The following is a 7,900-nucleotide window of genomic DNA, read 5'->3' as shown; positions in this document are numbered from 1 at the left end:
TTCGGCCACGGGTGCGGGTGCGACACGCCCGGATGTTCTTGAATTAGCTATGTAATTGCTGAACTGCGTCACGCTCGCTGTCCGATGGGAGATCATCTGCGGCATGCTCGTCGACTCATGGTGTGTGCGTTCGATACACAGTGCGGCGGTACTCGTCGACTACGCGGGTAACCGGTCGATGACCGCCGCACAGGCGCTGGCCGGAACCGGGCTCGCGGCCGCGGATCTGGAGGATCCGGACGTCGAGATCGACATCGCGCAGGAGTTCCGGATCGTCGACAACATCCTCACCGTGACGGGCGACGAACCAGGGCTGGGACTGCTGGCCGGCTTCTCCGTGCACCTGCCGATGCTCGGCAGCCTGGGCATCGCGTTGAGCAGCTGCTCGACCGTACGCGAGATGGCCGAACTGTGGGCCCGCTATGCCGATCTCTCCTTCGCCTACACCCGCTTCAGCCTCGCCGACACGGGGGATCGGGTGCTGGTGCGGCTGGACTCCGAGACCGTGCCCGCGCGGGTGCGGCGCTTCGCGATCGAGCGCGACCTCGCACTGGTGCGCACCGTGCAGCGGGAGCTGTTGAGCTGGGACGTGCCCGTGGAACGGCTCGAGGTGACGCTGCCCTACGCGCCGGTCTACGAGGCGGTCGGCGTGCTGCTCGGTATCGCCGACATCGTCTACGACCGACCCGCCGACGTACTCGTGCTGCGCAGCGCGGATCTGCAGCGGCCCATGCCGCAGGCCAACGCGGTGCTGCGCCGTCAGTACGAGCGGATGTGTGAGCGGTTGGTCGAGCGCCGCCGCGCGCGCATCGGACTCGCCGGACAGGTGCGTGCCCTGCTGGTCCGGCGCGGCGGCGCGGTCGACCAGGCTGCCGTCGCCGCGGATCTGCACATGAGTGTGCGCACGCTGCGCCGCCGCCTCGCCGACGAGGGCACCACCTTCCGCGAACTGGTCTGTGAGACAACGGGAATGCTCGCCGAGGAACTGCTCGCCGCGGGCTTCACCGTCGACACCGTCGCCAACCGCCTGGGCTACGCCAGCCCATCGGCCTTCACGGCCGCGTTCCGGGAGTGGACGGGACAGACCCCGGGCCGCTTCGCCCGCGCCGAGCAGATCGCGCCCCGCCGCAACGGCTCCGGGCCGGATAGGGCGAAAAGTCCGAACCCACACCGGGATTGATCCCGCCGCGGACCGAATCCGATGCTGAGCCGAGAATGCCGCTGCGTCCCACGCGGCACACCCTCGCCATCGGTGAAACTCGCGCCCCGCGGACCTGCCTCCGACACCGAATTGTCCTCGTGGGTGGGCCCGGATCCCGCGCTACCGAGAATGCCGCCGCTGCTGGCACTGCTGCTGCTGTCGTCGCTGCCGCTGTCGGCACCGCTGCCGCTGTCGGCACCGCTGCCGCTGTCGGCACCGCTGCCGCTGTCGGCACCGCTGCCGCTGTCGGCACCGCTGCCGCTGTCGGCACCGCTGCTGCTGCGCTGTCGCTCCCTGCCGCACGGTTCCCCCTGCCGGGAACGCTCTCACCGCGCAGCGAAGCCCACTGCCGCGTGGGATCGCCTGGACCGCAGGGCTTCCGCTCGAGCCCAGGGATGGAGCGAATGCTGGGGTGGCGATAGCGCGATGTTCTTCCTGTCGAGTCCAGGTTCCCGACCGAGTGCTGGGTTGCCGCCGAGCGCTGACCTCCGCTCGAACCCGGCTGGCTGTCGCGAATGACGGCGGCGGGAGTGGAACTGGTGAGGATGACACCGTCGGCCGCGTCGCCGACCAACCGGAGGGCTCGTTCGAGCCCGTTGCGAATCCGGGCCGTTCGAACGCGGGGGTCCCGGCCGTGCGTAGGCGGTGCGTTCGGGTGCGGTGGCCTACCGGCCTCTCGGGGACGGAGGTCAGCGCACCGCGTCGTCGCCGTGTGGGTGCGCGGCGGCGAGTCGTTCGGCGGCGACGCGGGCGATGGTGTGGACCTGGCGGGTGCGGGCCTCCGGGTGGGCGGTGCGTTGCTCCAGGGCGGTGGTGATGCGGGTGAGGGCGGTGGTCGCGTCCTGGACGGTCTGGTTGATCAGGCTGTGGCGGGCGGTGAGGTCGCGGTGGGCGTGGACGAGGTCGGTGTGGTGGCGTCGCAGCTCGGTGATCCGGTTGAGCAGATCGGCGACCTCCCGGGTGGTGAGGGTGACGGTCGGGTGGCCCTCGCCGCGCAGGATCGCCTCGGCGGAGATTTCGGCACAGCGGGCGTGCAGTAGGTCGAGAATGTCGGTCAGGGGGTCCACCTCCCACGGTGCGGCGGGGTTTTCGGGTGCCCCGTCGGTCGGTTTCGGCGCGCGGCCAGGGCTGCCCGGACGTCGTGCTCACCGTCGATTCGGAGACGATACGCGCGGGTAACACGGACTCGCATGTACATATGTGTGGGGTAAGGGTGCAGACTACCCGGGACAGCCAGTCGCACATCTCGCCCGATCGGGCCAACGTAGTGGAGTGGGAAGGAGTCGGCGAGTGTTCAGCCGTGTCGCCATCGTGAACCGGGGTGAGGCCGCCATGCGTCTCATCCATGCTGTTCGGGACCTGGCTGCGGAGACCGGATCGACGATCGAGACCGTCGCGTTGCATACCGACGTCGATCGGAATTCGACGTTCGTGCGCGAGGCCGATATCGCGTACGACCTGGGTCCCGCGTCCGCCCGCCCGTACCTGGACCTGAAGGCGCTGAAGCAGGCCCTGCTCGCGACGAAGGCCGACTCCGCTTGGGTCGGTTGGGGTTTCGTGGCCGAGGATCCGGCCTTCGCGGAACTGTGTGAGCAGATCGGCGTCACCTTCATCGGCCCGAGCCCCGAGGCCATGCGCAAGCTCGGCGACAAGATCGGCGCCAAGCTGATCGCCGAGGAGGTCGGCGTGCCGGTCGCGCCGTGGAGCCGCGGCGGAGTCGAGACGGTGGAGGACGCGGTCGCCGCGGCCGAGCAGATCGGCTACCCGCTGATGCTGAAGGCCACCGCGGGTGGCGGCGGGCGCGGCATCCGGAAGATCACCAGCGAGGCCGAACTCGTCGATGCCTATGAACGCACCCGGCAGGAAGCCGCGCGCGCGTTCGGCAGCGGTGTCGTGTTCCTGGAGCGCCTCGTCACCGGCGCGCGGCACGTCGAGGTGCAGGTGATCGCGGACGGTCAGGGCACCGCGTGGGCGCTCGGCGTGCGCGACTGCTCGGTGCAGCGGCGCAATCAGAAGATCATCGAGGAGTCGGCCTCGCCGGTGCTGCGGCCCGATCAGGCGGCCGAGCTGAAGGCGTCGGCGGAACGACTGGCCGTCGCGGTGGGCTACCGCGGCGCGGCCACCGTCGAATTCCTCTACCACCCCGGCGACGAGCTGTTCGCCTTCCTCGAGGTCAATACCCGACTGCAGGTCGAGCATCCGATCACCGAGTGCACCACCGGATTCGATCTGGTCCGAGCACAGCTGCACGTCGCCTCCGGCGGCAAGCTGGAGGGTGAGCCCCCGGCCGAACGCGGCCACGCCATCGAGGCGCGGCTCAACGCCGAGGATCCCGACCGCGACTTCGCGCCCGCCCCGGGCCGCATCGCCCGGCTGAATCTGCCCGCCGGGCCGGGCATCCGGGTCGACACCGGGGTCAGCGAGGGCGACACCATCCCGGCCGACTTCGACTCCATGATCGCCAAGATCATCGCCTACGGCCGCAATCGTGACGAGGCGCTGGGCCGCCTGCGCCGCGCGCTGACCGAGACCCGGGTCGTCATCGAGGGCGGCGCCACCAACAAGAGTTTCGTGCTCGAGCTGCTGAACCAGCCCGAGGTGATCGACGCCAGCGCCGACACCGGCTGGATCGACCGGGTGCGCGGCGAGGGCCGCCTGGTCTCCGACCGCCACTCCGCCATCGCGCTGGCCGCGGCCGCCATCGACGCCTACGAGGAGGACGAGCGGGTCGAGCGGCACCGGCTGCTGTCCACGGCGGCGGGCGGACGCCCGCAGGTGCAGCATCAGAGCGGTCGCCCCTGCGACCTGAAGCTGCGCGGCGTCGGCTATCGGGTGCGCGTGGCCCGGATCGGCGCGCACCGCTTCCGCATCGGCATCGAGTCCGGTGGCGATATCCGCACCGCCGACGTCGATCTGGAGCGTTTCGACAGCCACGCCGGGCAGATCGTGGTGAACGGCACCCGGTATCGCCTGATCACCGGTACGCACGGGCCGATCCACCTGGTCGAACTCGACGGCGTCACGCACCGCATCAGCCGCGACGAGGGCGGTGTCGTCCGCTCACCCGCCCCCGCGCTGGTGGTCGCCACCCCGCTGGCCGTCGGCGACGAGGTCGAGGCGGGCGCACCGGTGCTGGTGCTGGAGAGCATGAAGATGGAAACGGTGCTGCGTGCGCCGTTCCGCGCCCGGCTCAAGGAATGCGCGGTCTCGGTCGGCACCCAGGTGGAGACCGGCGCGCCGCTGCTGCGGCTGGAGCCGCTGGTCGAGGACGGCGAAGAGGACGAAACCGGTACCGCCGCCGCGGTCGACCTGGACCTGCCCGGCGAGGCCGCGCCGGTGCTGCCGCACGAGCGGCTGGCGCGCGGCATGCAGGATCTGCGCAGCCTGCTGCTCGGTTTCGACGTCGACCCGCACGATGAGCGCCGGGTGGTCGAGGACTACCTGACCGCGCGGCGGGCCGCCATCGCGGACAACCGCCGCCCGCTCGCCGAGGAACTGGAACTGCTGGAGGTCTTCGCCGATCTCGCCGAACTGAGCCACAACCGCTCCGGTGACGAGGACGGCGGCCACGGGCACGTGCACAGCGCCCGCGAGTACTTCCACAGCTATCTGCAGAGCCTGGACGCGGAGCGGGCGGGTCTGCCGGATTCCTACCGCGCCAAGCTGTCCCAGGCGCTGAGCCATTACGGCGTCACCGAGTTGGACCGGACGCCCGACCTCGAAGGCGCGGTGTTCCGCGTCTTCCTGGCCCAGCAGCGCCCGTCCGACACCGTCACCGTCATCACCACCCTGTTGCGCGAATGGCTGCGGGAGCCGGTGCCGGATCAGGCGCTGCGCGAACCGGTCGGGCTGGTACTGGAGCGACTGGTGGTCGCCACCCAGGTGCGCTTCCCGGTGATCGCGGATCTGGCGCGCGGCGTGGTGTACGCCTGGTTCGGTCTGCCGCTGCTGCGGCGCAACCGCGCCCGCGTGTACACCAATGTGCGCAAACAGCTCAGCTACCTCGACGCGCATCCGGACACCCCGGATCGCGCCGACCGCATCGCGGAGATGGTGCGCAGCACCGAGCCGCTGGTGAAGCTGCTCGGCCAGCGTCTGGTGCGCGGCAGCGTGGACAACACCGTCATGCTCGAGGTGCTGACCCGCCGCTACTACGGCAACAAGGACCTCATCGGGGTGCGCGCCGAGGAGGTCGGCGGCTGCCGCTACGTCGTCGCCGAACGCCGCGGTTTGACCCTGGTGTCGGCGGCGGTGCGCTTCGACGCGCTCGACACCGCGCTGCGCGGGCTGGCCGAGCTGTCCGGCGGCGCGGCCTCCATCGAGGCGGATATCTACCTCAGCTGGGAGAACCAGCCGGAGGACTTCGAGGCCATGGCCGCGGCATTGCAGGAAAAGCTTGCCGCGCAATCACTTCCGAATCAGGTGCACCGCATCACCACCACCGTCGCGGGCAGCGGCGGCGCGGTCATGCACCATCACTTCACCTTCCGGCCGTCGGCGACCGGGATGGCGGAGGAGCGGCTCATCCGCGGCCTGCATCCGTTCATCGCGCAGCGCATGCAGATGAAGCGGCTGCGCAAGTTCGACCTGACCCGACTGCCGTCCTCGGACAACGACGAGGTGTACCTGTTCCGCGCGGTCGCCAAGGAGAACCCCTCCGACGAACGGCTCATCGCCTTCGCGCAGGTGCGCGACCTGGCCGCGCTGCGCGAGCACGACGGCCGCCTGCTGGCGCTGCCGACGGCCGAGATCGCGGTGGCCACCTGCCTGGATTCGATTCGCCGGGCACAGGCCCAGCGGCCGTCGGCCAAGCGCTTCAACACCAACCGCATCGTCATGTACATCTGGCCCCCGGTGGATGTCACCCGCGAGGAGTTGGAGACGGTGATCGGCGGGCACGTGCTGCCGATGACGGTGGGCGCGAACCTCGAGGAGATCCTGCTCATCGCCCGGCAGCGCGATCCGCGCAGCGGTGAGCTGACCAAGGTCGCGGTCCGCATCTCCTTCGACGCCACCGGCACCCCACAGGTGAGCGTGGGCGAGCGCACCGACGAGGCGGTCGAGCCGATCGACGCCTACCGGCAGAAGGTGTTGCGCGCCAGCAGCCGCAATACCGTCTACCCGTACGAGCTCACCGGTCTGCTCGGGGAATTCACCGAATACGACCTCGACGCCGACCACGCCCTGGTGCCGGTGGATCGGGCCAAGGGGCGCAATACCGCGGCCATGGTCGCCGGTGTGGTCACCACCCCGACCGAACTGCACCCGCAGGGCGTCACCCGCGTGGTGCTGCTCGGTGATCCGACGAAATCCCTCGGCGCGCTGTCGGAACCGGAATGCCGCCGGGTGATCGCGGCACTGGATCTGGCGGAGCGGATGCGGGTGCCGCTGGAGTGGTACGCGCTGTCCTCCGGCGCGCGCATCTCCATGGAGTCGGGTACCGAGAACATGGACTGGGTGGCGGCCGCGCTCAAACGCATCGTCGAGTTCACCCAGGACGGCGGTGAGATCAATATCGTGGTCGCGGGCATCAATGTCGGCGCGCAGCCGTACTGGAACGCCGAGGCCACCATGCTCATGCACACCAAGGGCATTCTGGTGATGACCCCGGATTCGGCCATGGTGCTCACCGGCAAGCAGTCCCTCGACTTCTCCGGCGGCGTCTCGGCCGAGGACAACTTCGGCATCGGCGGCTACGACCGCGTGATGGGTCCGAACGGGCAGGCGCAGTACTGGGTGCCGAACCTGACCGCGGCCCGCGATGTGCTCATGTCGCACTACGAGCACACCTATGTGGCCCCGGGCGAGCAGGCGCCGCGCCGGGCGCGGACCACCGACCCGGTCGACCGCGACGTCTCCTCCTTCCCGCATACGCTGGCGGGCAGTGATTTCACCACCGTGGGTGAGATCTTCTCCGCCACCGCCAATCCGGATCGCAAGAAGCCCTTCGACATTCGGACCGTCATGCGGGCGCTGGCCGACCAGGACCACCCGGTGTTGGAGCGCTGGGCCGGGATGGCCGACGCCGAGACCGCGGTGGTGCAGGACGCGCATCTGGGCGGGATTCCGGTGTGCCTGCTCGGTATCGAGTCCCGCGGGGTGCCGCGCCGCGGCTTCCCGGCCACCGACGGACCCGACACCTACACGGCGGGAACGCTGTTCCCGCGCTCGTCGAAGAAGGCAGCGCGCGCGATCAACACCGCCAGTGGGAACCGGCCGCTGGTGGTGCTGGCGAATCTGTCGGGTTTCGACGGCTCCCCGGAGTCCATGCGCAAGTTGCAGCTCGAGTACGGCGCCGAGATCGGCCGGGCGATCGTGAATTTCGACGGGCCGATCGTGTTCTGCGTCATCTCGCGGTATCACGGCGGTGCGTTCGTGGTGTTCTCCAAGGCGCTCAATCCGAATATGACCGTACTCGCCATCGAGGGCTCCTACGCCTCGGTGCTGGGCGGCGCGCCCGCCGCGGCGGTGGTGTTCTCCGGTGAGGTGAACGCCCGCACGGCAGGCGATGCGCGGGTGCGGGAGTTGCAGGAGCGGGCCGCCAATGCCATCGGCGCCGATCGCGCGGCGCTGACGGCGGAACTCGACGAGCTGCGGGCCTCGGTCCGCGCGGAGAAGCTCGGCGAGGTGGCCGCGGAATTCGACGGTGTGCACGACATCCAGCGCGCCGTCGACGTCGGCTCGGTGGACGCCATCATC

General features: G+C 70.0%; 3 protein-coding genes. 2 read left to right on the top strand and 1 reads right to left on the bottom strand.

Features of this window, described 5'->3' with window-relative positions; translation table 11 throughout:
- Nucleotides 1–103: 103 nt before the first annotated feature.
- On the top strand, nt 104–1,180 hold the full coding sequence (locus tag QK444_RS28215) for an AraC family transcriptional regulator (RefSeq protein ID WP_282785181.1): 1,077 nt from the start codon (nt 104–106) through the stop codon (nt 1,178–1,180).
- A 710-nt stretch (nt 1,181–1,890) separates the two neighbouring features.
- On the opposite strand, the gene QK444_RS28210 is transcribed toward QK444_RS28215, so the two are convergent.
- Nucleotides 1,891–2,268, bottom strand: a complete 378-nt coding sequence (locus QK444_RS28210) for a hypothetical protein (RefSeq protein WP_282785180.1) — start codon at nt 2,266–2,268, stop codon at nt 1,891–1,893.
- Nucleotides 2,269–2,491: 223 nt separating this feature from the next.
- Here QK444_RS28210 and QK444_RS28205 point away from each other — a divergent pair.
- On the top strand, nt 2,492–7,900 hold a 5,409-nt coding region (locus QK444_RS28205; RefSeq protein ID WP_282785179.1), incomplete at its 3' end, for a carboxyl transferase domain-containing protein.

This window comes from Nocardia sp. CC201C, assembly GCF_030010695.1.
Classification (GTDB): Bacteria; Actinomycetota; Actinomycetes; order Mycobacteriales; family Mycobacteriaceae; genus Nocardia; species Nocardia otitidiscaviarum.
The sequence above is the reverse complement of the archived record's forward strand: the minus strand, read 5'-3'. Positions and strand labels throughout refer to the sequence as shown.